This window comes from Streptomyces pilosus (assembly GCF_014649835.1).
Taxonomy (GTDB): Bacteria; Actinomycetota; Actinomycetes; order Streptomycetales; family Streptomycetaceae; genus Streptomyces; species Streptomyces pilosus.
In genome coordinates this window covers 178,480-200,753 of the sequence record NZ_BMTU01000003.1, presented here as the reverse complement: position 1 = coordinate 200,753, position 22,274 = coordinate 178,480, and the positions used below count along the sequence as shown (strand labels likewise).

At 69.6% G+C, this 22,274-nt stretch carries 22 protein-coding genes; 10 read left to right on the top strand and 12 right to left on the bottom strand.

The genetic code is table 11. The features are described 5' to 3' along the window. The first annotated feature begins 340 nt into the window (after positions 1 to 340). Both IE118_RS09225 and IE118_RS09220 read left to right on the top strand, forming a co-directional pair. Complete coding sequence (locus IE118_RS09225) at positions 341 to 2,962, top strand: transglycosylase domain-containing protein (protein WP_189557266.1); 2,622 nt, start codon at positions 341 to 343, stop codon at positions 2,960 to 2,962. 99 nt (positions 2,963 to 3,061) lie between these two features. Then, positions 3,062 to 4,570 carry a glycosyltransferase family 87 protein gene (locus IE118_RS09220; protein WP_189557265.1) on the top strand — a complete coding sequence of 503 codons (1,509 nt, stop codon included), beginning with the start codon at positions 3,062 to 3,064 and terminating at the stop codon, positions 4,568 to 4,570. Between the two features lie 82 nt (positions 4,571 to 4,652). Here IE118_RS09220 and IE118_RS09215 read toward each other — a convergent pair whose 3' ends face one another. The 3 genes from IE118_RS09215 to IE118_RS09205 all read right to left on the bottom strand — a co-directional run bounded on the left by IE118_RS09215 (position 4,653) and on the right by IE118_RS09205 (position 7,388). Further along, positions 4,653 to 5,684, bottom strand: a complete 1,032-nt coding sequence (locus IE118_RS09215) for an alanine racemase (RefSeq protein WP_189557264.1) — start codon at positions 5,682 to 5,684, stop codon at positions 4,653 to 4,655. A gap of 101 nt (positions 5,685 to 5,785) precedes the next feature. Further along, positions 5,786 to 6,907 (bottom strand): peptidoglycan bridge formation glycyltransferase FemX, encoded by a 1,122-nt coding sequence (femX, locus tag IE118_RS09210; protein WP_189557263.1) that lies wholly within the window; start codon positions 6,905 to 6,907, stop codon positions 5,786 to 5,788. A gap of 166 nt (positions 6,908 to 7,073) precedes the next feature. Next, the gene (locus IE118_RS09205; protein ID WP_189557262.1) at positions 7,074 to 7,388 is read right to left on the bottom strand and encodes a hypothetical protein; all 315 of its coding nucleotides are present in this window, start codon (positions 7,386 to 7,388) and stop codon (positions 7,074 to 7,076) included. Positions 7,389 to 7,702: 314 nt separating this feature from the next. On the opposite strand from IE118_RS09205, the gene rpsF reads away from it, so the two are divergent. The 4 genes from rpsF (at position 7,703) to rplI (ending at position 9,412) form a co-directional block, all read left to right on the top strand. Further along, positions 7,703 to 7,993, top strand: a complete 291-nt coding sequence (rpsF, locus tag IE118_RS09200; protein WP_019324683.1) for a 30S ribosomal protein S6 — start codon at positions 7,703 to 7,705, stop codon at positions 7,991 to 7,993. 78 nt (positions 7,994 to 8,071) lie between these two features. Then, entirely contained in the window at positions 8,072 to 8,668 is a 597-nt protein-coding gene (locus IE118_RS09195) for a single-stranded DNA-binding protein (protein WP_189557261.1), read from the top strand. Between the two features lie 42 nt (positions 8,669 to 8,710). Then, a complete protein-coding gene (gene rpsR / locus IE118_RS09190) occupies positions 8,711 to 8,947 on the top strand; it encodes a 30S ribosomal protein S18 (RefSeq protein ID WP_003949403.1) in 237 nt (78 codons plus the stop codon). Between the two features lie 18 nt (positions 8,948 to 8,965). Beyond that, positions 8,966 to 9,412 (top strand): 50S ribosomal protein L9, encoded by a 447-nt coding sequence (gene rplI, locus IE118_RS09185; RefSeq protein WP_149547905.1) that lies wholly within the window; start codon positions 8,966 to 8,968, stop codon positions 9,410 to 9,412. Positions 9,413 to 9,503: 91 nt separating this feature from the next. Here the strand turns inward: rplI and IE118_RS09180 are convergent, their stop codons facing one another. Continuing rightward, on the bottom strand, positions 9,504 to 10,841 hold the full coding sequence (locus tag IE118_RS09180) for an MATE family efflux transporter (protein WP_189557260.1): 1,338 nt from the start codon (positions 10,839 to 10,841) through the stop codon (positions 9,504 to 9,506). A 459-nt stretch (positions 10,842 to 11,300) separates the two neighbouring features. Here IE118_RS09180 and dnaB point away from each other — a divergent pair, with 459 nt between their 5' ends. After that, a complete protein-coding gene (gene dnaB, locus IE118_RS09175; protein WP_189557259.1) occupies positions 11,301 to 12,779 on the top strand; it encodes a replicative DNA helicase in 1,479 nt (492 codons plus the stop codon). Between the two features lie 28 nt (positions 12,780 to 12,807). Here dnaB and IE118_RS09170 read toward each other — a convergent pair whose 3' ends face one another. Then, positions 12,808 to 13,374, bottom strand: coding sequence for a dihydrofolate reductase family protein (locus IE118_RS09170; RefSeq protein ID WP_189557258.1), 567 nt, complete (start codon positions 13,372 to 13,374; stop codon positions 12,808 to 12,810). Between the two features lie 235 nt (positions 13,375 to 13,609). On the opposite strand from IE118_RS09170, the gene IE118_RS09165 reads away from it, so the two are divergent. Then, positions 13,610 to 14,995, top strand: a complete 1,386-nt coding sequence (locus tag IE118_RS09165; RefSeq protein WP_189557257.1) for a serine hydrolase domain-containing protein — start codon at positions 13,610 to 13,612, stop codon at positions 14,993 to 14,995. Positions 14,996 to 15,055: 60 nt separating this feature from the next. Here IE118_RS09165 and IE118_RS09160 read toward each other — a convergent pair whose 3' ends face one another. Next, positions 15,056 to 15,508 carry a GNAT family N-acetyltransferase gene (locus IE118_RS09160; RefSeq protein ID WP_189557256.1) on the bottom strand — a complete coding sequence of 151 codons (453 nt, stop codon included), beginning with the start codon at positions 15,506 to 15,508 and terminating at the stop codon, positions 15,056 to 15,058. Between the two features lie 9 nt (positions 15,509 to 15,517). Continuing rightward, on the bottom strand, positions 15,518 to 15,982 hold the full coding sequence (locus tag IE118_RS09155) for a MarR family winged helix-turn-helix transcriptional regulator (RefSeq protein ID WP_189557255.1): 465 nt from the start codon (positions 15,980 to 15,982) through the stop codon (positions 15,518 to 15,520). A 142-nt stretch (positions 15,983 to 16,124) separates the two neighbouring features. On the opposite strand from IE118_RS09155, the gene IE118_RS09150 reads away from it, so the two are divergent. Together IE118_RS09150 and IE118_RS09145 are read left to right on the top strand one after the other, a co-directional pair. After that, positions 16,125 to 17,333: an MFS transporter gene (locus tag IE118_RS09150; RefSeq protein WP_189557254.1), complete on the top strand. Its 1,209-nt coding sequence runs from the start codon at positions 16,125 to 16,127 to the stop codon at positions 17,331 to 17,333. An 89-nt stretch (positions 17,334 to 17,422) separates the two neighbouring features. Next, positions 17,423 to 17,845, top strand: coding sequence for a GlcG/HbpS family heme-binding protein (locus IE118_RS09145; RefSeq protein WP_189557253.1), 423 nt, complete (start codon positions 17,423 to 17,425; stop codon positions 17,843 to 17,845). Between the two features lie 66 nt (positions 17,846 to 17,911). Here the strand turns inward: IE118_RS09145 and IE118_RS09140 are convergent, their stop codons facing one another. The 5 genes from IE118_RS09140 to IE118_RS09120 form a co-directional block, all read right to left on the bottom strand. Continuing rightward, on the bottom strand, positions 17,912 to 18,778 hold the full coding sequence (locus IE118_RS09140; RefSeq protein WP_189557252.1) for a GNAT family N-acetyltransferase: 867 nt from the start codon (positions 18,776 to 18,778) through the stop codon (positions 17,912 to 17,914). Positions 18,779 to 18,855: 77 nt separating this feature from the next. Beyond that, the gene (locus IE118_RS09135) at positions 18,856 to 19,338 is read right to left on the bottom strand and encodes an NUDIX domain-containing protein (RefSeq protein WP_189557251.1); all 483 of its coding nucleotides are present in this window, start codon (positions 19,336 to 19,338) and stop codon (positions 18,856 to 18,858) included. 87 nt (positions 19,339 to 19,425) lie between these two features. Then, complete coding sequence (locus IE118_RS09130) at positions 19,426 to 20,331, bottom strand: LysR family transcriptional regulator (protein WP_189557250.1); 906 nt, start codon at positions 20,329 to 20,331, stop codon at positions 19,426 to 19,428. Between the two features lie 278 nt (positions 20,332 to 20,609). Beyond that, positions 20,610 to 21,782 (bottom strand): cystathionine gamma-lyase, encoded by a 1,173-nt coding sequence (locus tag IE118_RS09125; RefSeq protein WP_189557249.1) that lies wholly within the window; start codon positions 21,780 to 21,782, stop codon positions 20,610 to 20,612. Beyond that, positions 21,779 to 22,270, bottom strand: a complete 492-nt coding sequence (locus IE118_RS09120; protein ID WP_189557248.1) for a low molecular weight protein-tyrosine-phosphatase — start codon at positions 22,268 to 22,270, stop codon at positions 21,779 to 21,781. The genes IE118_RS09125 and IE118_RS09120 overlap by 4 nt, the downstream gene beginning before the upstream one ends. Between the last annotated feature and the right edge of the window lie 4 nt (positions 22,271 to 22,274).

The window sequence follows — 22,274 nt, the reverse complement described above, 5'->3', positions numbered from 1 at the left end:
CGTCCTTATGCCGCGCTGATGTATCGACTCGATACATCACGACGATAGAACGGCGTTCCGGATGCGACAAGAGGGGGGAGGGTGAACGGGATCACATCGTCGATTCGTTGCGAGCAAGTTGCCTGATTTGAGGTGAACTTCTGTGCTCGGCGGGTTTTGGCGGTGCGTAGTCTGTGCGCCATGCATACCGCCGGGAACCGAGTGAAGTCTGGGGGCGTCTTGGTCCCCGGTGCGGTACGGGTGAATGCGCACAGCGCCGCATCCGTACTTCGGGGGGACCGGAAACCAGCCGCCGTTTCCAGGCGCGCAAGGGTGCGCCTGCCCGAGGAGTAGTCGTTCGATGAGCGAGCACCGTCGCAAACCGCCGCAGCCGCAGGGAGGCGGACGTGCCGCGGCCCGACGCGGCCAGTCCGGCTCGTCCTCCGGCCGCCGCGCGGCACCGCGAGGCGCCACCGGATCTCCGTCCGATTCCTATGGGTCGGGGTCCCGTGGCTCGGGGGGAGAGGACCACACGTACGGCAGTCGCGCCGAGGCGCGACGCGCGGCACAGCGCGGCGGGGCCCGGCGAGCAGGCCCCGCCGGTCCCGGTCGGGGCCGGGGCCGCGCGGCCCCGCCCGCCAAGAAACGGGTCATCGACTATCCGCGTCACGACAAGGACGGCTGGCGCCGCTGGACACCGTCCTGGAAGCTCGTCTCCGGCCTGTGCATCGCGTTCTTCGGAAGCCTGGTGGCCGTGGCGGGGATCGGGTACGCGATGGTCAGCGTGCCGGACGAGGGACACGCCGCGGCGACGTCCGAGAACAACGTCTACTACTGGGCCGACGGCACCCAGATGGTCGCCACGGGCAGCGGCCAGAACCGGCAGAACGTCACCATCGACCGCATCCCCGAGGCCATGCAGTGGGCGGTGATCTCGGCCGAGAACAAGAGCTTCTACGACGACTCCGGCGTCGACCCGATGGGCATCGCCCGCGCCCTGGGCAACATGGTGCGGGGCGGTGACACGCAGGGTGGTTCGACGATCACCCAGCAGTTCGTCAAGAACACCTACCTGAGCCAGGAACAGACGATCTCCCGGAAGTTCAAGGAGATGTTCATCTCGATCAAGGTGGGCACCAAGCTCTCCAAGGACGAGATCCTCCAGGGCTACCTGAACACCTCGTACTACGGCCGCGGCGCCTACGGCATCCAGGCCGCCGCCCAGACCTACTACGGCAAGGACGCCGTCAAGCTCACCCCGAGCGAGTGCGCCTTCCTCGCCGCCCTGCTCAAGGGCCCGACGTACTACGACCCCGCGGGCAACCAGAACCTCGACACGTCCGCCACCGCTGACGCCAACCGCAAGCGTTCCGAGGACCGCTGGGGCTGGATCCTGGAGCAGATGCACGGCGACGGACGCCTCACGGACGCCGAGTACCAGGAGGCGACCAAGAAGTACCCCGTGCCCCAGGACCGCAAGGCGATCAAGGGCATGACCGGCCAGATCAGCTACCTGGTCGACACGGCGAAGCGGTACGTCCTGAAGAACTCCGACATCACGGAGGCGCAGTTCGACCAGGGCGGTTACCAGATCACCACGACGTTCGAGAAGGACAAGGTCGACGCGCTGGCCAGGGCCGTCAAGAAGGTCGAGAAGGAGAACATCGACCCGAAGCGCGAACTGGACAAGCACGTCCAGTTCGGTGCGGCGACCGTGAAGCCCAACGACGGTGCGATCGTCGCCCTCTACGGCGGTGCCGGCTTCGAGAACGGCCACTTCAACAACAACGCCGACACCTCCGGCATCCCCGTCGGTTCGACGTGGAAGCCGTACGTGATGGCCGCGGCGATGCAGCACGGTACCTACAAGACCGACGGGGAGGGCGTCTCGCCGCAGAGCAAGTACAACGGCGACGACAACCTGGAGGTCCGGAACAACGACGGCTCGCTCGTGCTCAAGAAGGACAACACGCCCTTCCGCCAGAAGAACGAGAGCCCCTACCCATGGGGCTACATCACCTTGCGCAAGGCGATGGAGCAGTCCGTCAACACCCCGTTCGTGCAGCTCGGCATGGATGTGGGCATGAAGAACGTGGCGGATGTCGCCGAGCGGTCCGGCATCCTCAAGGACAGCTTCGCCGGACTGAACGCGTCGTTCGCGCTCGGTACCTCGACACCCAGCGCGATCCGCATGGCCGACAGCTACGCGACCTTCGCGGCGTCGGGGAAGCAGGCCGATCCGTACTCGGTGACCTCCGTCAAGCACAAGGGGACGGAACTGCCCGGCTTCGCAAAGCCGCGGATCAAGCAGGCCATGCCCGAGAACGTGGCGAACAACATCACCGACATGCTCGAGAACGTGATCGAGAACGGTACCGCCCAGCACGCCAAGGAACTGGGCCGTGCGGCAGCCGGCAAGACCGGTACGACCGACGAGAACAAGTCGGCGTGGTTCGTCGGCTACACCAAGCAGCTCTCGACGTCCGTCGCGATGTTCCGTGAGGATCCCAAGAGCCACAAGCTCCTCTCCATGAACGGCACGGCGGGCAAGGACTCGATCCACGGTGGTGACATCCCCACGGAGGTGTGGACCGAGTTCATGAAGGCCGCGCTGAAGGGCGAGCCCGATCCCGGGTTCCCCGAGGCGGAGAAGATCGGCGAGATCGCGGACGGGCTCGGTGCGCCGACTCCGACTCCGACCGCCACCGAGACCGAGGAGCCGACTCCTTCGGCACCTCCGTCACCCACGAAGACCGAGACCACCGCTCCGCCGGAGCCCACGCAGTCCGAGACGTGCGATCCCTTCGACTTCCGTTGCAGGGACGACGAGGAGGAGACGGGCGGAACCGGCCCGGGCGGCACGGACACCGGCGGTACGGACGGAGGAGCCTCCTCCTCCCCCGATCCCACGGAGAGCGGTGAACCCGGGAACAGCAGAGGAGGCGGCAACGGAGGCGGTCTCTTCGGAGGCACGGCCGACTAGCTCCGTTATCGCCCGGCTTGGGTGTTTCACGTGAAACACGGGCCGCCGTACCCACCGGGTACGGCGGCCCTCGGCGTATCCGCCCCCGGGTACGGCAGGATGTGCGGCATGCCCAGTGGAGAATCGACGCAAGCGAGCGTCCAGGAGCCGGAGCCCGTGCGGCCGACCCAGGAGGACCGGGTCGCCGCGGCAGGCAGTGAGCTGATCGGCGGACCGCTCGGGCGGCGCGTCCTGCCCGGCAGATCCTGGTGGACCCCGGTACGGGTGATCGCGCTCGTGGCGATCGGCATGTTCGCCCTCGGCCTCGTGCAGAAGGCGCCCTGCTACAACGGCGGCTGGTTCTTCGGCGCGACTTCCCAGTACACGCACGCCTGTTACTCGGACATCCCCCACCTCTACCAGGGGCGCGGCTTCGCCGACGGACTGGTGCCGTACTTCGACCGCCTCCCCGGGGACATGCAGTACCTCGAGTACCCGGTGCTGACCGGCGTGTTCATGGAGGTGGCCGCCTGGCTCACCCCTGGCAGTGGCAGCATCCAGGACCAGGAACAGTGGTACTGGATGGTCAATGCCGGGATGCTCATGGCCTGCGCGGCCGTCATCGCCGTCTGCGTGACCCGCACGCACGCCCGGCGCCCCTGGGACGGTCTGCTGGTCGCCCTGGCTCCCGCCTTCGCGCTGACCGCGACCATCAACTGGGACCTGCTGGCGGTCGCTCTGACGGCCGCCGCGATGCTGATGTGGTCGCGAGGCCGTTCCCTGGCGTTCGGCCTCCTCCTGGGCCTCGCCACGGCCGCCAAGCTCTACCCCGTGCTGTTGCTCGGGCCGCTGCTGGTGCTGTGCTGGCGGGCGGGCAGGTGGCGGCAGTACGGCACGGCCCTCGCCGGCGCGGCGGTCGCCTGGATCGTCGTGAACGGCCCCGTGATGCTCTTCGCCTTCGAGGGCTGGTCGAAGTTCTACACCTTCAGCCAGGAACGGGGTGTCGACTTCGGGTCCTTCTGGCTGATCATGGCGCAGAACTCGGACGATCCGCTGAGCACGGACACCGTGAACACCCTGGCCACCCTGCTGATGCTGCTGTGCTGCGCGGGTGTCGCCGCCCTGGCGCTCATGGCTCCCCGCCGGCCGCGGTTCGCCCAGCTGGCCTTCCTGATCGTCGCGGCGTTCATCCTCACCAACAAGGTGTACTCACCGCAGTACGTCCTGTGGCTGGTGCCGCTGGCGGCCCTCGCCCGGCCGAAGTGGCGTGACTTCCTCGTCTGGCAGGCCTGTGAGGTGGCGTACTTCCTGGGCATCTGGATGTACCTCGCGTACACGACCAGCGGCGACGCCCACAAGGGCCTGCCCGCCGACGGCTACCACTGGGCCATCGGGATCCACCTGCTGGGGACGCTCTACCTGTGTGTCATGGTCGTGCGCGACATCCTGATGCCGGAGAGGGATCCGGTGCGCCGGTCCGGTGACGACGACCCGTCGGGCGGGGTGCTCGACGGCGCCGAGGACGTCTTCGTGCTCGGCCCCGCACACCGTCCCGCGCGGCACGTGGCCCACTTCGAAGGGCCCCGGGTGGAATGGGGCAGGACGGGCGCCACAGGGGGTTCGCTCTGAGCGAACAGCTCGCGGAGTGACGTCCGTTCGAGCACGGAGAAGGCCGGGCACGGAGGATCCTCCGTGCCCGGCCTTCTCGCTGTCAGCGGTCGACGAGCCGGTCGAACTGGGTGGTGGTGTGCCGGAGGTGAGCCACCAGTTCCTCACCGACCGTCGGCTCCGGTGCGTCGGACGGGACGAACAGGATCGACACCTGCATGTGCGGGGGCTCGGCGAACCAGCGCTGCTTGCCGCCCCAGACGAACGGCGAGAGGTTCCGGTTGACCGTGGCGAGACCCGCCCGGGCGACGCCCTTGGCGCGCGGCATGACGCCGTGCAGGGCCTTGGGGGCCTCCAGGCCCACCCCGTGCGACGTACCGCCCGCCACGACCACCAGGTAGCCGTCGGAGGCGGCCTTCTGCTGCCGGTACCCGAACCGGTCCCCCTTGGTGACGCGCGTGACGTCCAGAACCGCGCCCCGGTACTCGGTCGCCTCGTGGTCGCCGAGCCACAGCCGGGTGCCGATCCGGGCACGGAAGCGGGTCTGCGGGAACTGCTGCTGCAACCGGGCGAGTTCGTCGGCCTTGAGGTGGCTGACGAACATCGTGTGCAGCGGGAGGCGGGCCGCCCGCAGGCGGTCCATCCAGCCGATGACCTCCTCGACGGCGTCGGAGCCGTCCGTGCGGTCCAGCGGCAGGTGGATGGCGAAGCCCTCCAGCCGTACGTTCTCTATCGCGGAGTGCAGCTGGGGCAGGTCCTGCTCGCTGATGCCGTGACGCTTCATCGAGGACATCACCTCGATGACGACCCGGGCACCGACCAGGCCGTACACGCCGTCGACCGACGACACCGAGCGGATGACCCGGTCCGGCAGCGGCACCGGCTCCTCACCCCGCCGGTACGGCGTCAGCACCAGCAGGTCCCCGCCGAACCAGTCCTTGATCCGGGCCGCCTCGTACGTCGTGCCGACGGCGAGGACGTCCGAGCCCAGCCGGGTGGCCTCCTCGGCGAGGCGCTCGTGGCCGAAGCCGTAGCCGTTGCCCTTGCAGACCGGGACCAGTCCCGGGAACTGCTCCTGCACGTGCTTGTGATGCGCCCGCCAGCGCGCGGTGTCGACGTAAAGCGTGAGCGCCATGGCCGGACCTGGAACCTTTCTGGTGGCTGCGGTGTATCAAAGGTAGGGGAGCCGACGCGGCCCTCGGGGGCGCGCCGGCGAAGAGCGTGACGACGAGCCGGTCAGCGGCGCGACATGTAGATGTCGAGCGCCTTGTGGAGCAGCTTGTTCAGCGGGAAGTCCCACTCGCCGAGGTACTCGGCCGCCTGGCCACCGGTGCCCACCTTGAACTGGATCAGCCCGAAGAGGTGGTCGGTCTCGTCCAGCGAGTCGGAGATGCCGCGCAGGTCGTAGACGGTGGCGCCGAGCGCGTAGGCGTCGCGCAGCATCCGCCACTGCATCGCGTTCGAAGGCCGGACCTCACGGCCGATGTTGTCGGAGGCGCCGTAGGAGTACCAGACGTGCCCGCCGACGATCAGCATCGTCGCCGCGGAGAGGTTCACGCCGTTGTGGCGGGCGAAGTACAGCCGCATGCGGTTGGGGTCCTCGGTGTTGAGGGCCGACCACATGCGCTGGAAGTACGACAGCGGGCGGGGCCGGAAGTGGTCGCGCACCGCCGTGATCTCGTACAGCCGCTGCCACTCGGGCAGGTCGTCGTAACCGCCCTGGACGACCTCGACGCCGGCCTTCTCCGCCTTCTTGATGTTGCGGCGCCACAGCTGGTTGAAGTTCTTGTGGACCTCTTCCAGGGAACGGTTGGCCAGCGGCACCTGGTAGACGTAGCGGGGCTGGACGTCACCGAAACCGGCACCGCCGTCCTCGCCCTGCTGCCAGCCCATACGGCGCAGCTTGTCGGCGACCTCGAAGGCGCGCGGCTCGATGAAGTCGGCCTCCAGGTCGCGCAGGCGCTTCACGTCCTGGTCCTGGATGCCCTTCTTGATGGTCGGGGCCTCCCAGCGCCGGATGATCACCGGCGGCCCCATCTTCACCGAGAACGCGCCCTGCTGCTTCAGGTGGGCGAGCATCGGCTCCATCCACTCCTGGAGGTTCGGCGCGAACCAGTTGATGACCGGACCCTCGGGCAGATAGGCGAGGTAGCGCTTGATCTTGGGCAGCTGACGGTAGAGGACGAGGCCGGCGCCGACCATCTCACCGGTCCGGTCGTCGAACCAGCCGAGGTTCTCCGAGCGCCACTCCGCCTTGACGTCGGCCCACGCCGGGACCTGCATGTGACTCGCCGACGGCAGGCTCTGGATGTACGCCAGATGCTGCTCTCGGCTGATGGTCCTCAGGGTCAGGCTCATTCGGGGCGCTCCTCGGGCTGGTGTGTCCCCATGGGTTCAGGGGCTCCGGCTCTCGCGCGAAGCCTACTGCGCCTCGGGGGCGCCCCGGTTGGGCGCACGGGACCTTCGCCCCGGCTCGGGTCCGGCCGGGGCGTCCGGCGATGTTCACGAAGGGTGGTGCCCGGTGTCAGTCGAGGACGCCGCCGAAGAGACCACCGTGTGCCATGCCGAGGAAGAACCCGACCGCCGAGGCGCCGAGGCCCAGGACGAGACCGAAGCGCCCCCGCGTCGTCGACGAGATCCACTGGCCGTACGCGCCGGTGAGGATGCCCACCAGGCCGGTCCAGGAACTGACCAGGTGCAGATGGTGGAACATCGCCGTGACGAAGGCCGTGATGCCCAGCACCAGGGTCACCGCGAGGAGGGTGTCCTGGAGCGGGTGGGGCTTGCCGTCGGTGGCGAAAAGGCCTCCGGCGGTGTTGGGTCGCAATGCCTGTGCCATGGGGCACCTCCTGCGAAAGGCGGCGGATCGTAGCGCCGTACACACCCGATGTGTCCAGATTGACGGTCCTCCCGCCCGGATTTCAACCGGAAGGCGCTGTGCGGGTACTCTGTAGCGTCTGCACCGGTGTCTGTCCGGACAGAGCCAGACGGAGGCAGGGAAGGGCCACGCTCCTCCCGGCCGGTCTGGAATCCGCCGCCCGGCTCGATTGTCAGTGGCGGCTGTTTTACTGACAGGCATCGTTGCGCAACGCATCACGACCCTCCTGCCACGGAACGACCGTGGCCGCTGAGTCCAAAGGAGGTGGGTTCCACATGCGTCACTACGAGGTGATGGTCATCCTCGACCCCGATCTCGAGGAGCGTTCTGTCTCCCCGCTGATCGAGAACTTCCTTTCTGTCGTCCGTGACGGCGGCGGAAAGGTCGAGAAGGTCGACACCTGGGGCCGTCGTCGTCTCTCGTACGAGATCAAGAAGAAGCCCGAGGGCATCTACTCGGTCATCGACCTGCAGGCCGAGCCTGCGGTCGTCAAGGAGCTCGACCGCCAGATGAACCTGAACGAGTCGGTCCTCCGGACCAAGGTCCTCCGTCCCGAGACCCACTGAGCCCTTCAGCTCAGCTGATCCCGGGATCCGAGTAGCAGCACAAGCAGCCAAGCAGCAAACCCGCCGAGAGGTTCCCCCATGGCAGGCGAGACCGTCATCACGGTCGTCGGCAATCTTGTCGACGACCCCGAGCTGCGCTTCACCCCGTCCGGTGCGGCCGTCGCGAAGTTCCGTGTCGCGTCGACCCCCCGCACCTTCGACCGTCAGACGAACGAGTGGAAGGACGGCGAGAGCCTGTTCCTGACCTGCTCGGTCTGGCGTCAGGCGGCGGAGAACGTCGCCGAGTCGCTCCAGCGAGGCATGCGCGTCATCGTGCAGGGCCGGCTGAAGCAGCGGTCCTACGAGGACCGTGAGGGCGTCAAGCGCACGGTCTACGAGCTGGACGTCGAGGAAGTCGGCGCCAGCCTGCGCAACGCCACGGCCAAGGTCACCAAGACCACCGGCCGCGGTGGCCAGGGTGGATACGGCGGTGGCCAGGGCGGCGGTGGCGGCCAGGGTGGCGGCGGCTGGGGCGGCGGCCCCGGTGGCGGCCAGCAGGGCGGCGGCGCTCCGGCCGACGACCCGTGGGCGACCGGCGCTCCCGCCGGTGGCCAGCAGGGCGGTGGCGGCGGCTGGGGCGGTGGCTCCGGCGGCGGCCAGCAGGGCGGCGGCTACTCGGACGAGCCCCCCTTCTAGGTGGGCCGTACCCACACTTCTTGATCACACAGGAGAAACATCATGGCGAAGCCGCCTGTGCGCAAGCCTAAGAAGAAGGTCTGCGCATTCTGCAAGGACAAGGTCACGTACGTGGACTACAAGGACACGAACATGCTGCGGAAGTTCATTTCCGACCGTGGCAAGATCCGTGCCCGTCGCGTGACCGGCAACTGCACGCAGCACCAGCGTGACGTCGCCACGGCCGTCAAGAACAGCCGTGAGATGGCGCTGCTGCCCTACACCTCCACTGCGCGATAAGGGAAGGGTGACCGACTCATGAAGATCATCCTCACCCACGAGGTCTCCGGCCTCGGTGCCGCGGGCGACGTCGTCGACGTCAAGGACGGTTACGCTCGCAACTACCTGGTTCCGCGGAAGCTCGCGATCCGCTGGACCAAGGGCGGCGAGAAGGACGTCGAGCAGATCCGTCGTGCTCGCAAGATCCACGAGATCCAGACCATCGAGCAGGCCAACCAGGTGAAGGCCCAGCTCGAGGGCGTCAAGGTTCGCCTGGCCGTCCGCTCCGGCGACGCCGGTCGTCTCTTCGGCTCCGTCACGCCGGCCGACATCGCTTCCGCGATCAAGGCCGCCGGTGGTCCCGAGGTCGACAAGCGCCGCATCGAGCTGGGCGCGCCGATCAAGACGCTGGGCGCCCACGAGACGTCCGTGCGTCTGCACCCCGAGGTTGACGCCAAGGTCAACATCGAGGTCGTCGCCGGCTGAGTGCCGAGCTCGCTGATGCAGTGAGTCCATGGGGCCGCACCTTTCAGGTGCGGCCCCATGGCTGTTTCACGTGAAACGTGCAGCGAATCGGTCAGCGGGCCGCGCCCGTGACGATCCAGCGGCCCGAGCGGGTGCGGAACCACAGGGTCAGCATCCGCACGGTCATCATGAGGGTCATCGTCGCCCACAGAGCGGTGAGCCCGCCCCCGAGCGCGGGGACCAGCAGCGCCACCGGAGTGAACACGGCCAGGGTCACCAGCATCGCCCAGGCCAGGTACGGCCCGTCGCCCGCACCCATCAGCACGCCGTCCAGGACGAAGACGATGCCGCAGATCGGCTGGGACAGAGCCACCAGCACCAGGGCAGGCAAGGCCGCGTCCTTGACCGTGGCGTCGCTGGTGAAGAGGGGCAGGAACGCCGGCCGGGCGAGGATCACCACGATGCCGAGAACGACACCGGCCGCGATGCCCCACTGGACCATGCGACGGCAGACCTCACGGGCGCCCTCGGTGTCGCCGGCCCCCAGGTAGCGGCCGATGATCGCCTGCCCGGCGATGGCGATGGCGTCTAGGGCGAAAGCGAGCAGGCTCCACAGGGAGAGGATGATCTGGTGGGCAGCGATGTCGGAGTCGCCCAGACGTGCGGCGACGGCTGTCGCGATCATCAGGATGGCCCGGAGGGAGAGGGTGCGCACCAGCAGGGGGACGCCTGCCTGGGCGGAGGCCCGGATCCCGGCGGCGTCGGGACGCAGTGAGGCCCCGTGTCTGCGCGCTCCGCGGAGCACCACGGCCAGGTAGACCGCGGCCATGCTGAATTGCGCGATGACCGTGCCCCAGGCGGATCCCGCGATCCCGAGTCCGGCGCCGTAGACGAGGACGACATTGAGGACGCCGTTGGCGACGAAGCCGCCGACGGCGACGTACAGGGGGGTCTTGGTGTCCTGAAGGCCCCGCAGGACACCGGTCGCGGCGAGTACGACGAGCATGGCCGGTATGCCGAGGGTGGAGATCCGCAGATATGTGATCGCGTAGGGAGCCGCTGTCTCTGAGGCGCCGAAGAGGTCCACGACGGCGGGCGCCGTGGGCAGGAGGACGGCCACCACGGCGGCGCCGAGCAGCAGTGCCAGCCAGATGCCGTCCATGCCCTGGCGGATGGCCGACGCCAGGTCACCGGCTCCGACCCGCCGGGCGACGGCGGCGGTGGTGGCGTAGGCCAGGAAGACGAAGACGCTGACGGCGGTCATGAGGAGGGCCGAGGCGACGCCGAGACCGGCGAGCTGCGCCGTGCCGAGATGGCCGACGATGGCGCTGTCGGCCATGACGAACAGGGGCTCGGCGACGAGGGCGCCGAAGGCCGGAACGGCCAGCAGGACGATCTCTCGGTCGTGCTGCCGGCGTGCGGCTTTCGGGCGCGCGGGGGCCTGTGTCATGTGCACCAATCTAATCGTCCACAGGTAAGAGATGCAAAGCCCTGGGGACCCTTACTCAGTGGCTCAGGGTGTGGGCTTGCGTACACCCCATGCGCCGATCTTGATCCGACTGGGGAAGTTTTTCTTCTGCACAGCCCGTGGACGGCAAAAGGGCAGGTCACGGGCTTGCGTGGCAGAGGGTGCCGGGCTTGTTCACAGGGCTGTCCACCGGCTCGTGCACAGGTTTGGAGCAGTTCTCCACAGCAATGGGCCAGTCGTCCACATGGCCTGTGGATAACCAGATTGGCTGACGGTGCCGACGGGCCTACGGTTATCCGGCGCCCGCTCCGTCCGCCGGTTCTGCAAACGTCACAAAACCGGCGCGCGTCAACCGGAGTTGGGCCTCTTATTTGTCAGTGCCGTGCCGTAGAACTGAGGGGCACGGCGAGGTCCGCTCGGCGGACGGGAGGAGGTGGCTCGGTGAGCATTTCCGAGCCCTTGGACGACCCGTGGGCCGACAGCGGTCCCAGTGATCGTCTGCCCGCCTCCCGCCGTCGGGACGACCGCGGCACCGGCCGCGGTGAACAGCACGAGCGGGGCCGGGACAGCGGAGAGTGGGACGGTGGCGGCTCCGCGTTCGAGAGAGTGCCGCCCCAGGACCTCGTGGCGGAGCAGTCCGTCCTGGGCGGCATGCTGCTGTCCAAGGACGCCATCGCCGACGTGGTCGAGATCCTCAAGGGCCATGACTTCTACAAGCCGGCCCACGAGACCGTCTACACCGCCATCCTGGACGTCTACGCCAAGGGTGAGCCGGCCGACCCCATCACGATCGCCGCGGAACTGACCAAGCGCGGCGAGATCAACAAGGTGGGCGGGGCGTCGTATCTGCACACCCTCGTCCAGACCGTCCCCACGGCGGCGAACGCGGCGTACTACGCGGAGATCGTGCACGAGCGCGCCGTGCTGCGCCGGCTGGTCGAGGCGGGGACGCGCATCACCCAGATGGGATACGCGGCCGACGACGACGTGGACGAGATCGTCAACCGTGCCCAGGCGGAGATCTACGCCGTCACCGAGCAGCGCACCAGTGAGGACTACCTGCCGCTCGGCGACATCATGGAGGGCGCCCTCGACGAGATCGAGGCGATCGGCTCGCGCAGCGGTGAGATGACCGGGGTGCCCACCGGGTTCACCGACTTCGACTCGCTCACCAACGGCCTGCACCCCGGGCAGATGATCGTCATCGCCGCCCGTCCCGCGATGGGCAAGTCGACGCTCGCCCTGGACTTCGCCCGGGCCGCGTCCATCAAGAACAACCTGCCCAGCGTCATCTTCTCGCTGGAGATGGGGCGCAACGAGATCGCGATGCGCCTGCTCTCCGCCGAGGCGCGCGTAGCACTGCACCACATGCGTTCCGGCACGATGACCGACGAGGACTGGACGCGCCTGGCGCGCCGCATGCCGGACGTCTCCGCGGCGCCGCTCTACATCGACGACTCGCCGAACCTGTCGATGATGGAGATCCGCGCCAAGTGCCGTCGCCTGAAGCAGCGCAATGATCTCAAGCTCGTCGTCATCGACTACCTCCAGCTGATGCAGGCCGGCGGATCCAAGCGGTCCGAGAGCCGTCAGCAGGAGGTCTCGGACATGTCCCGTAACCTCAAGCTGCTCGCCAAGGAGCTGGAGATCCCGGTGATCGCGCTCTCCCAGCTGAACCGTGGCCCCGAGCAGCGCACCGACAAGAAGCCGATGGTCTCCGACCTGCGTGAGTCCGGTTCCATCGAGCAGGACGCCGACATGGTCATCCTGCTGCACCGTGAGGACGCCTACGAGAAGGAGTCCCCGCGTGCCGGTGAGGCGGACCTCATCGTGGCGAAGCACCGAAACGGCCCGACGGCGACGATCACGGTCGCCTTCCAGGGCCACTACTCACGCTTCGTGGACATGGCGCAGACCTGACCGGTTGTCGCGGGGCTCGGGAAGCTGCTCAGCGCCTCGTCTCGTACCTGGTCAGGGCCACGCCGCCGGGGAACGTCCGCGTCTCCACCAGGCGCAGCTTCACCCAGCTGTCCACCGCGGTGAAGAACGGCGTGCCGCCGCCGACCAGGACCGGATGCGTGGCGATCACGTACTCGTCGATCAGCCCGGCGCGCATGGCCGCCCCGGCGAGCGTCGCGCCGCCGATGTTCATCGGGCCGCCGTCCTCGGCTTTGAGCCGGGTGATCTCGGCGATCGCGTCGCCGGTGACCAGGCGGGCGTTCCAGTCCACCTGGTCGATCGTCGAGGAGAACACCACTTTCGGCGTGTCCCGCCAGTTGCACGCGAACTCGATCTCCGCCGGGGTGGCGTCGGGCTGCTGGTCGCCGGTCGGCCAGTGGGAGCTCATCGTCTCCCACAGCTTGCGTCCGTACAGCGACAGGGAACTCGCCTGCTCGTGGTCGAGCCACCACTGGAACAGTTCGTCGCTCGGCGGCCCGCTCCAGCCGATGTCGTCGCCGGCCGCGGCGATGTAGCCGTCCACACTCAGGTTCATGCCGTAGACAAGTCTTCGCACAAGCCGGCCTTCCGTCCGTGGGTGTCCGGCGTACAGACCGGTGCGGCGCGGGAAACTCATCGCTGCGTGCGGTCCGGGCTCGCCGGTGGTCCTCATGCTCGGTGTTCAGCGTGGTGCAGGCGGTGGGTGCGGGCAAGCGGCCCCCCTCCCGCGGGTCGGGCACGGTGGACAGTCACGAGCGGTGAGCCCCCACCGGTCACCACCGCCCGTCCGCCGGCCGTGCTGGACTGGGGGCATGACGATCGCTGAGGAAGAGCTGCTGCCCGGAACGCGGCGTGCCCTGCTGCACCGGATCGCCGTGGCGCAGAGCGAAGGACGGACGCCTTCGCTGGTCGCGGCCGTGGTGCGGGGCGGGAGGACGGTGTGGACCGGGGCACGGACCTCGATGGAGGGGCATGCCCCGGACGAGGACGTGCAGTACCGGATCGGGTCGATCACCAAGACGTTCACGGCTGTTCTGGTGCTGCGGCTGCGCGACGAGGGCGTGCTGGAGCTCTCCGACCCGTTGGAGAAACACCTGCCGGGAACGGGTGTGGGCGAGGTGACCGTCGCCGAGCTGCTCTCGCACAGCGGCGGGCTGGCCGCGGAGACGCCGGGACCCTGGTGGGAGCGGACGCCCGGGGCGCTTCGGACGGACCTGGACGAGGTGCTGGGTCCGCGGCCGCTGGTACATCCCAAGGGCAGGCGCTTCCACTACTCGAACCCCGGATACGCGTTGCTCGGCGCCCTGGTCGCGAAGCTCCGGGGTGCCCGCTGGGAGGACGTCCTGCGACGGGAGGTGCTCGAGCCGCTGGGCCTGGAGCGTACGAGCACGGGCCCGGTCGCGCCGCACGCGGGTGGCTGGGCGGTGCATCCGTGGGCGGACGTGATGCTGCCCGAACCTCTGGAGGACCTCGGCCTGATGGCACCCGCCGGGCAACTGTGGTCCACAGCGGGTGACCTGGCGCGCTTCGCGGCCTTCCTGGCCCGGGGGGACGAGAAGGTGCTGGGCGTGGAGTCGCTGCGGGAGATGAGGACGCCGGCGGCACCGGCCGAGGCGACGGACGTGACCGACGGCTACGCGTACTGTCTGGGCCTGGAGCTCCGTCACCAGAAGGGACGGGCTCTCGTCGGGCACACCGGATCGCTCCCGGGCTTCCTCGCCTGCCTGACGACCAGCATGGCGGACGACGTGAGTGCGGTCGTGCTCGCCAACTGCACGTCCGGGCCCGCGCCGTTCACGATCGCCGCCGACCTGGTCGGGATCGTCGCCCAGGCGGAACCGCGCGTCCCCGCGCCCTGGAAGCCGTTGCGCGAGGCGGATCCCGCGTCGCTGGAGCTGGTGGGCCAGTGGTACTGGGGCACGTACGCCTTCGCCCTCAGGCTCACCGCCGACGGTCTCGTCTCCCTGGAGCCGCTGTCCGGGAAGGGGCGTCGCTCACGTTTCCGCGCGAACGGGGACGGGACGTGGACAGGCCTGGAGGGGTACTACGCCGGTGAGCACCTGATGCCCGTACGGCGGCCGGACGGAGCGGTGAGCCATCTCGACGTCGGCTCGTTCGTGTTCACGCGCCAGCCGTACGAGGAGGGGAGCCCGGTGCCGGGCGGAGTGGACCCCGAGGGGTGGCGAGGCATCGGCTGACACTGCGTCACCGCTCCCCGGGGAGCCGTGTTTCACGTGGAACACGGCCCCACGGGGGTGTCACAGCGGCAGCTTGAATCCCACATGGGAGGCCGTGAAGCCGAGCCGCTCGTAGAACCGATGGGCATCGGTGCGGGTGTTGTCGGACGTCAACTGGACGAGTCGGCAGCCCTCGTGGCGGGACGTTTCGATCGCCCACTCGATGAGCCGGGTGCCCAGGCCACTGCCGCGCTCATCCGCGTGGACGCGGACACCTTCGACGATGGAGCGCGTGGAGCCGCGGCGGGACAGTCCCGGAACGATCGTCAGCTGCAGCGTGCCGACGACGCGTCCCTCGCGGACCGCGACGACCAGGTGCTGGTTCGGATCGGTGCTGAGCCGCTCCAGGGCGGTCGCATAGGGGACGAGGTCGTCCGGCGACTCGCGCTGCGCACCCAGGGGGTCGTCCGCGAGCATGCCGACGATCGCGGGAAGGTCGTCGGCGACCGCGGCCCGTATCTCAAGATCTCCCATGCCCGCACTCTAGGCGGGCACAGGGGCCTTCAGGGTTTCCACGGCCCTGACCAGCGGGGCCAGCTCCGGGTTGCCCGCGGCTGCGTCGAGGGCCTCCCGCAGGGCGGCGTCATTGGTCGGCCGTGCCGCTTCCAGCAGCTCGAGACCCGCTTCGGTGACATTGGTGTAGATGCCCCGCCGGTCGGTGGGGCACAGATAGCGCTCCAGGAGCCCGCGGTCCTCGAGCCGGGTGACCAGGCGGGTGGTGGCGCTCTGGCTGAGAACGACAGCGTCGGCGACCTGCTTCATCTGCAGGTGACCGCCCTCGTCGTCATGCTGACGGCTCAGGACGTCGAGCAGGGAGTACTCCCGCACGCTCAGGTCGTGACGGGCCTGGAGGGCGCGCTCGATGTGGGCCTCGATCCTCCCGTGCAGCAGGGAGAGTGCGCACCACCCCTGAGCGAGGGCGGTGAGTGCTGGGTCCTTGGCTGTCATGGGCCATTCCTCCGTCCAGGAGCTCCTGCACACCAGGGTAGAGCACGTCCGCAATAGACGTCGCTTGCAACTAACCCGCGCATGCAACTATTGTCTGAGCACGTAAAGCGCTCACGCAATCGTTGGAAGGTCTGTTACCGCCATGCCTCTCGCGCTCGTGGCCCTCGCGATCGGGGCCTTCGGGATCGGAACCACGGAGTTCGTGATCATGGGCTTGCTGCCCGAGGTCGCGGCCGACTTCGGTGTCTCCATCCCCACCGCCGGCTACCTGGTCACCGGCTACGCGCTGGGCGTCATGCTCGGCGCCCCGGTGATGACCGCGCTCGGCACCAGGATCTCGCGCAAGCGGATGCTGATGCTGCTGATGGGACTGTTCGTCGTCGGGAACCTCCTCTCGGCCCTGGCTCCGTCCTTCGGCCTCATGCTGACCGGACGGGTGGTCGCCTCCCTGACCCACGGCGCCTTCTTCGGCATCGGCTCGGTCGTCGCGGCCGATCTCGTCGCTCCGGACAAGCGGGCGGGAGCCATCGCCTCGATGTTCACCGGACTGACCGTCGCCAACGTCGTCGGCGTCCCGCTGGGCACGCTCGTCGGCCAGTCCGCCGGCTGGCGCGTCACCTTCGGCATCGTCGCCGCCCTCGGCGTCGTCGGCCTGGCCGGTGTCGCCAAACTCGTCCCCGACATGCCCAAGCCCGAGGGCGTACGCCTGCGCCACGAGCTGGCCGCCCTGAAGAACGCCCAGGTGCTGCTCGCCATGGCGATGACGGTCCTCGGTTTCGGCGGGGTCTTCGCCGCGATCACCTACATCGCGCCGATGATGACGCAGGTCGCCGGCTTCGCCGACGGCTCCGTCACCTGGCTGCTCGTCCTCTTCGGCCTCGGCATGGTCGGCGGCAACATCGTCGGCGGCCGGTACGCCGACCGCGCCCTGATGCCCATGCTGTACGTGTCCCTGGGCGCCCTCGCCGTCGTCCTCGCGCTCTTCACCCTGACCGCGCACCACAAACTCGCCGCCGCCGTCACCATCACCCTGGTCGGAGCCCTGGGGTTCGCCACGGTGCCGCCGCTGCAGAAGCGGGTCCTGGACCAGGCCCACGGTGCCCCCACCCTGGCCTCGGCCCTCAACATCGGCGCCTTCAACCTCGGCAACGCGCTGTCCGCCTGGCTCGGCGGGCTGGTGATCGCCGCCGGGCTGGGCTACACGGCTCCCAACTGGGTCGGTGCCGCCCTCGCCGCGGCCGCCCTGGTGCTCGCCTTCGTCTCGGCCGCTCTCGAACGCCGCACAGAAGCGCCCGGTACCGCGCCCGGTGAGCCCGTATCCACCGAGCGGCCGACCGCGATCACTCACTGACTCCCGGCACCGGCAGTGCGGGGCCGTCCCCGCACTCCCGCGCCGCCCCCGCAACGACCGACACCCCCCGCACCGCAAGGAGAAACCCCATGCACACCGCCACCGCTGTCGCCCCCCTGACCACCGCGGACGCCGAGCACCTCGTCACGGCCGCACGCGAGGCCGCCGAAGCGGCCGGGGTCACCGTCAGCGTCACCGTGCTCGACGCCGGCGGGCACCTGCTGACCTTCCGCCGGGACGACCGCGCGGTGCTGATCTCGGGGGAGACCAGCACCCGCAAGGCGTACACCGCGCTCCAGCTGAACGCACCCACCACCGAACTGGTGGATGCCGTACAGCCCGGTGGCCTCTTCCACACCCTGCCCACCGCACTCGACCGGCCGCTGCTGTTCATCGCCGGCGGGGTGCCGGTCCGGCGCGACGGCCGGCTGATCGGTGCGATCGGTGTCGGCGGCGGTGCCCCGGAGCAGGACCACGCCTTCGCCACGGCCGCCGTGGCCTCCCTCGTCTGACGAAGGCCGTACACACAGCGCGATGCCGGCCCCGGTCACGGGGCCGGCATCGCGCTGTCGCCCGTGTCAGCCCGCCGCGACCGTCACCGGGGCGAACCGCCGGCTCCCGTCCCCGGGCAGCTCCGTGATCCCGTACGTCATGACGGCGTTGAACGCCACGGACGCCAGCCCGTGCTCCTTCGCCCAGCCCAGCAGCTCGCCGTGCCGCACGTCGATGTCGGTGCGCAGCGGCCGGCCGGTGTGCGCGGCGAGCGAGGCGATGAGCGCCTTGGCGGTCTCGGTGTCACGGGCGATCAGCGGTCCCACCACATGGGTGTCCATGTTGGGCCAGGCAGCCGCGTAGCCGGTCAGCCGCCCATCCGCCTCGGCGACGCGCAGCAGGTCGGCGAAGGCGGGCAGCCGGGTGACGATGTGTGTCCGGTCCGCTCCGAACACTTCCTCGTCGAGCCGGAGGATCGCCGGCAGGTCCTCCGCGGTGGCGGCACGGGTGGCGACCTCCGGCAGGACGGCCGGGGGAACGAAGCGGCCCCGCAGCATCTCGGCACGGCCGGTGGTCTTGAACCCGAGCTCCTCGTAGAGCGGCCGGCCGAACTCGGTGGCGTGCAGGGTGAGAGGAGTGGTGCCCATCGCGGCGACGACATGGCGCATCAACCGGCGTCCCACACCCCGGCGCGCGTACCGACCGGCGACCAGGACCATGCCGATGGCCGCGAGAGAGGGCTGCTCCTGCGGTCCGTACGCGGTGACGACGCAGGCGGCCACCAGACCACCGCCGGGGTCGTCGATGCCGTAGCCCTTCCCGGCCGCGAGGAGGAGACCCCACTTGTGCTCCTCCCGTGGCCACCCCCGGTCCTCGGACAAGTCGGCGCAGGCGGTGAGATCGCGGAGCGTCAGACGGCGGATGGGCAGGGAGTCAAGGGAAGGTGTCGACACGCAGGTCAGGCTGTCCGACGGGAGGCTGCGGCGTCCACCCGATTGAGCAGACTCGTGCGGGCTTTCGGCCAAGCGGGTCAGCCCAGATCGGGTGCGTGCATGGCGCGCACGCCCTCGATGTTGCCGTCCAGATAGTGCCGCAGGGACAGCGGCACGAGATGGACGGAGGCGATGCCGACACGGGTGAACGGCACGTGGACGATCTCGTACTCGCCGATGGGTTCGTCGACCTCCGGACCGTGCCGTAGGGACAGGTCCATGGACTCCAGGCGGCAGACGAAGAAGTGCTGCACCTTCACCCCGGTGGCGCCGCCGTCCTCGCCGATGTGTTCCACGGTGTCGACGAAACAGGGCACCACATCGGCGATCTTCGCACCGAGTTCCTCGTACACCTCACGGTGCAGGGCGTCCACGACGGTCGAGTCCCCGGGCTCCACCCCGCCGCCCGGGGTGACCCAGTACGGATCCATGCCGGGTTTGGTGCGCTTGATCAGGATCAGGTGCTCGCCGTCCAGCAGGACGGCTCGGGCGGTGCGCTTGACCACGGGTCGGACGGTCATGGGGAAAATGTGGCCCGGCTTGTTCCACGTGAAACATCGCGTGACGCCCCGGGGCCGGGTTCCCGTGCGAGGAACGCCCCCGGCCGCTCAGCACCAGTCGCCGGCCGCCCGCTCCAGCCACGCGTGGGCCCGCGCGATGTGCGGCATCGCCAGCGTGCCGGTGCGCACCACCAGGAAGTAGGTACGCAGCGGCGGCACCGCCGGTTCGTGCAGGGCGACCACCTCACCCCGGGCCAGTGCGGCCGTGCACAAGTAGCGGGGCAGCACCGCAAGCCCCGCTCCCGCGGTGGCACAGGCCAGCACCGCGCGTAGATCCGGGACGACGACGGTGCCCGGCGCGACCGGACGGGAGTCGAAGACGGATGCCCAGTAGCGGGAGACGAACGGCAGTGACTCGTGGACCTCGACCACCGGGATCTGGTCCAGGGCCGCCGGTCCGGTCCTGCGGAGTGTGCCGGATCCGATCCGCCCGGCCCAGCGCGGAGCGGCGACCAGGACGTGTTCCTCGTCGCAGAGCGCGGTCGCAGTGAGCAGGGCGCCGCGGGGACGCGCCGTACTGATGGCCAGATCATGATGCCCGGCGGCAAGCCCTTCCAGGGTTTCCTCCGCCGTTCCGAAGGAGGCGCGCAGGGCGAAAGCCTGGCCGTCCTCCCCGGTCAGCTCCGTCAGCGCGGGCAGCGCCCGCTCGGCGGTGAACTCCGGAGGGCCGGCCAGGTGCAGCGTCCGTAAGGAGGAGTCCTCCTCCACCCCGGACTCGGCTATCTCCACCAGGGCGTCGAGATGGGGCGCGGCCTTGTGGGCGAGCTCGTCGCCGATGGTCGTCGGAGTCACACCGCGTGCCTGGCGCAGGAACAGCGGGCGTCCCAGCTGGCGTTCCAGAGTCCGGATCTGGGAGGTGACGGCCGGCTGGGACAGCCCGAGCAGGGCGGCGGCACGGGTGAAGGAACCGGCCCGGTGCACGGTCACGAAGGTCCGCAGCAAGGCCAGATCCACGGAACACCCTCCTCGCTTCGGCCCTCGCCGCAGGTCCGGACTCGGCCAACTATAAATAAGTCGATAGGCCGCTGTCGCTACTGTGATTGGACACTGACAGTGAGTCAACTAGCCTAGACCGCGCGGTTCTTCGCGCGCAGAACCGAGGACGGTCCGAGCCACGAGGGGGGAGGCTCGGACCGTCCGCCGCGACGCACGCCCGCCCGACGCGCGGACATCCGGCACTCGGACGCCCGCCGGCACTCGGACGTCCGCCGGCGCCCGGGCCGCCGGGGCCGTCAGCCGGCTGACGCGTCCAGGGCCCGCAGCACGTCCGCCACCAGGTCCGCCGGATCCTCGGCGCCCACGGAGAAGCGGACGAAGCCCTCCGGGACCGCGTCCCCGCCCCAGCGCCCGCGCCGCTCGGCCGTGGACCGCACCCCGCCGAAGCTCGTCGCGTCGTCCACCAGTCGCAGCGCGTCGAGGAACCGGTCGGCTCGCGCGCGCGAGGGCAGGGTGAAGGACACCACGCATCCGTAGCGCCGCATCTGCAGCGAGGCGGTCTTGTGCGAGGGGTCGTCGGGCAGGCCCGGGTAGCGCAGGTCCGTCACCTCCGGCCGCTCCCGCAGCGCTCGGGCGAGCGTCAGAGCGGTGGCGTTCTGCCGGTCGACCCGCAGCTGGAGCGTGGCGATCGAGCGGTGCGCGAGCCAGGCCTCCATCGGTCCGGGGATCGCCCCGGCGATCTTGCGCCAGCGTCGGACGGCGGCCATCGCCTCGCCCGAGCGGCCCGTGACGTACCCCAGCAGCACATCGCCGTGTCCGGTGAGCTGCTTGGTGCCGCTGGCCACGGCGAAGTCGGCGCCGAGCTCCAGCGGCAGCTGGCCGAGCGGTGTGGCGAGGGTGTTGTCCACGGCGACCAGGGCGCCCTGCGCGTGCGCCGCCTCGGCGAGCCGCCGCACGTCGCACACGTCCAGGCCGGGATTGGAGGGTGTCTCGATCCACAGCAGCCTCGCCCCGTCGAGGACCTCGAGCTGGGCATCACCGCCGGTGGGCGCCGTGCGCACCTCGATGCCGTACGCCTCCAGCTGCGCGCGTACCAGCGGCAGCGCCTGGTAACCGTCGTCCGGCAGGACCACGGCGTCCCCGGCGCGCAGCTGGGAGAAGAGCACCGAGGAGATCGCGGCCATGCCCGAGGCGAACACCAGCGTCTCGACGTCGTCCCGCCCGGGCGCCTCCAGCTCCGAGATGGCCCGTTCGAGCAGCGTCCAGGTCGGGTTCTCGTCCCGGCCGTAGGTGTACGGGCCGGTGGGGTCGCCCGGCAGATGGAAGTGGGCCGCGAACACCGGCCCGGGCAGGGTGGGCTCGTGCTTGACCGGCTCGGGCAGCCCGGCCCGCACCGCACGGGTGCCGTCACCGGCCCCTCCGGGCACGACCGGGCCGTGGCCCGCGCCCGTCGACGTCGCATCGTTCATGCCGCATGTCCTTCCACGTGCTTGCGTACCGCGGCGAGCAACCCGCTGCTCGCCGACTCCACCATCTCAAGACATGCGTCGAAACCGTCCGGCCCGCCGTAGTAGGGATCCGGCACGTCGAGGTCGTCACCGGCGGCGGGGTCGTACGAACGCAGCAGGCGTACCTTGTCCGAGTCCCGCTCCGTGGGGGCGAGGCGCCGCAGCGCCCGGAGGTGGCTCTCGTCGAGCGCGACGACGAGGTCGAGGCGGGCGAACCAGGACGCATCGAACTGCCGGGCCGTGTGGTCGGCGTCGTAACCGTGCCCGCGCAGCACGGTCTCCGTGCGGGGGTCGGCACCCTCGCCCTCGTGCCAGCCGCCCGTGCCGGCGCTGTCCACCTCGACCAGGCCGTCGAGCCCGGCCTCCGCCACCCGTGCGCGGAAGACGGACTCGGCCATCGGGGAGCGGCAGATGTTGCCGGTGCAGACGAAACAGACGCGGTAGGTCATCGCG